This window comes from Halorubrum sp. AJ67 (genome assembly GCF_000513435.1).
Map to the genome: position 1 here is coordinate 299,523 of NZ_CBVY010000002.1, position 2,085 is coordinate 301,607.

The following is a 2,085-nucleotide window of genomic DNA, read 5'->3' on the forward strand; positions in this document are numbered from 1 at the left end:
GGGCGACAGCAACTCACCGATCGCGTTGCGCGCGATCGCCACGCTCGATGCCGTCGTCGACGCCGACCCGACGGCTCTCGACGGGCGTCTCGGGGCCGTCGCGAGCGCCGCCGGCGCGGACGTCGTCGACGTCCAGTTGACCGCGGCGTCGCTGCTCGGGAAGGTCGTCGTCAACCATCCTGACCTCGTTGCGCCGCACGTCCGCACGCTGGTTTCCGGAGTACAGGCCACCGAGCCGGCCGAGTTTGCGGATATCGGAGAGTTCGTCGACCATCCCGGCACTCTGGAGACGATCGCGGAGCACGAACGCGGGGAGCGCGAGCGACGCGCTTCCGCGCGGCGCATGCTCGTCAACGTCGCGGTCGCGGTCACCGAGACGACGCCGGAATCCGCGTTCGACGCCGTCGACCCGCTCGCGGCGCTCCTCGACGACGACGATCCTGAGATCGTTGGCGGTGCCGTCGACGCGCTCGGCGAACTGGCGGCGGCCGACCCGGAGGTCGTCGCGCCCGCCGTCGACCGGCTTCGGGACTGTCTCGACCACTACGACCGGTCCGTTCGTGCGCGCTCGATACGGGCGCTCGGTCGCCGCGGAGACCCCGACGTGGTCGACGAGTTGCGTACGGTCGCCGCCGAGGACGACGACGAGACGGTCCGAGAACTGGCCGAGGAGACCGTTACGTTCCTCGCCGGCCCGTGACTCACTGGGTCACTCGCCCATCTCGCGCTTCGTACAGTACCAGTACGTCGACGCAAAGGCGACGAACCCCCCGACGACGAGCACGGCGTCGATAACGAGAATCGGCCACGCGTCGTCGCCGGGACGGACGAAGACCGCGGAGAACGCGAGCAACAGTCCGCACGCGATGAGGACGGCGAGAGCGACCTTCATCTGGCGGCGGTGCGCGCAGACGAGGTCGAGCAGCGTCGATGTCTTCGACATGGTGCGAGGGTGGCGGACGGACATGAAAAACCCAGCGGTGAGCGGGGCGATTCGACGGCGCTGGCCGGCGATCAGTCCTCGTCGTCACCGGGCACGCGGCCGCGCTCGTCGGGGATGCCCGCGTGGTCGTAGAAGTACGCCGTGAGCACGTCCCGCCAGCGCGCCGCCTGCGCGACCTGTTCGTCGAAGCGCTCGGCGACGTGCCGGAAGCGCCGCTCGTCGATCTGTCCGTCGAGGGACTCCCACAGGTCGCGGAGCCGTCGCGCTTCCTCGACGCCCGCGAAGCAGTTGTCGTAGAGCCGCTGGACGACCGTCGTGCCGTCCGCGAGTTCGTGCTCCCACGGGACGTGGTGGAAGAACAGGAGGAACTCTTCCGGGCACGTCTCGACGTCAGCGAACCGCTCGGCCACCGGGTCGGTGTACTGCTCGGCGTAGCCGCTGCCGGTGTCCGGTGCGGTCGACGCCGACGCCGTCCTCGCTTACCCCGTGGTAGCCGGGCCACTCCCCCGGAGACGGGTAGTAGTGGTTCTCTAAGTACTCCTCGCCGTTGTGCATCATGTGTAGCAGGCCGAGCCCGCCCGTCTCGTAGTCGACGGAGGCCTCCCACGACGACAGCAGAATCTCGGTGACCGTGTCGACCACCGCCTCGTCGGTGCCGAACGTCTGCTCGACCCACTCCTCGGTCACTGCGCTCGCGTCCGCATCGGGGTTCCAAGCGATACGCCCGAACGCGTAGAGGTTCGCCTGCGCGAGGTAGTGCCCGGTCCAGCTGTGGTCCTCGCCGACGTTTCCGACGCCGACGATCCCCTCGCCGTCGCCGCGGAACTGCGCGCCCACGGGCGACCCCTCGCCGTCGGCGTACGTGTCGAACTCCAAGATTTCCTTCCACATCGGTAGGTGGTAGGTCACGTGGACCCCCTGACCGGTGTACTCCTGAGTGACTTGGAGTTCGAGCCCGAGATCCGTCTCGGACATCGCGCCGAACAGCGTCGACGCCGGCTCGCGGGGCTGAAAGTCGATCGGGCCGTTCTTCACCTGAACGGTGACGTTGTCCGCGAACTCGCCGTCCAGTGGTTCGAACGTCTTGTAGGCCTGAACCGCGCGGTCCTCGTGGGAGCCGTAGACGAACGCCCGCCACCAGA

General features: G+C 68.6%; 3 protein-coding genes and 1 pseudogene. 1 reads left to right on the plus strand and 3 read right to left on the minus strand.

Going from position 1 to position 2,085, the window contains the following annotated elements:
* Positions 1–700, plus strand: a 700-nt coding sequence (locus tag BN903_RS03245) for a HEAT repeat domain-containing protein (protein ID WP_052334907.1), incomplete at its 5' end; no start/stop codon positions are given.
* Positions 701–709: 9 nt separating this feature from the next.
* Here BN903_RS03245 and BN903_RS03250 read toward each other — a convergent pair.
* From BN903_RS03250 to BN903_RS03255, 3 genes and pseudogenes are all read right to left on the minus strand, one after another.
* A complete protein-coding gene (locus BN903_RS03250) occupies positions 710–943 on the minus strand; it encodes a hypothetical protein (protein ID WP_079890559.1) in 234 nt (77 codons plus the stop codon).
* 71 nt (positions 944–1,014) lie between these two features.
* A complete protein-coding gene (locus BN903_RS18660; RefSeq protein ID WP_255331273.1) occupies positions 1,015–1,353 on the minus strand; it encodes a hypothetical protein in 339 nt (112 codons plus the stop codon).
* Positions 1,334–2,085: pseudogene (locus tag BN903_RS03255) on the minus strand (alpha-glucuronidase); the annotation flags it as partial. The gene BN903_RS18660 and the pseudogene BN903_RS03255, both read right to left, overlap by 20 nt.

Excerpts from the sequence above, each read along its gene's own strand:
- BN903_RS03250 (WP_079890559.1), bottom strand. The coding sequence starts at position 943 with ATGTCGAAGACATCGACGCTGCTCGACCTCGTCTGCGCGCACCGCCGC.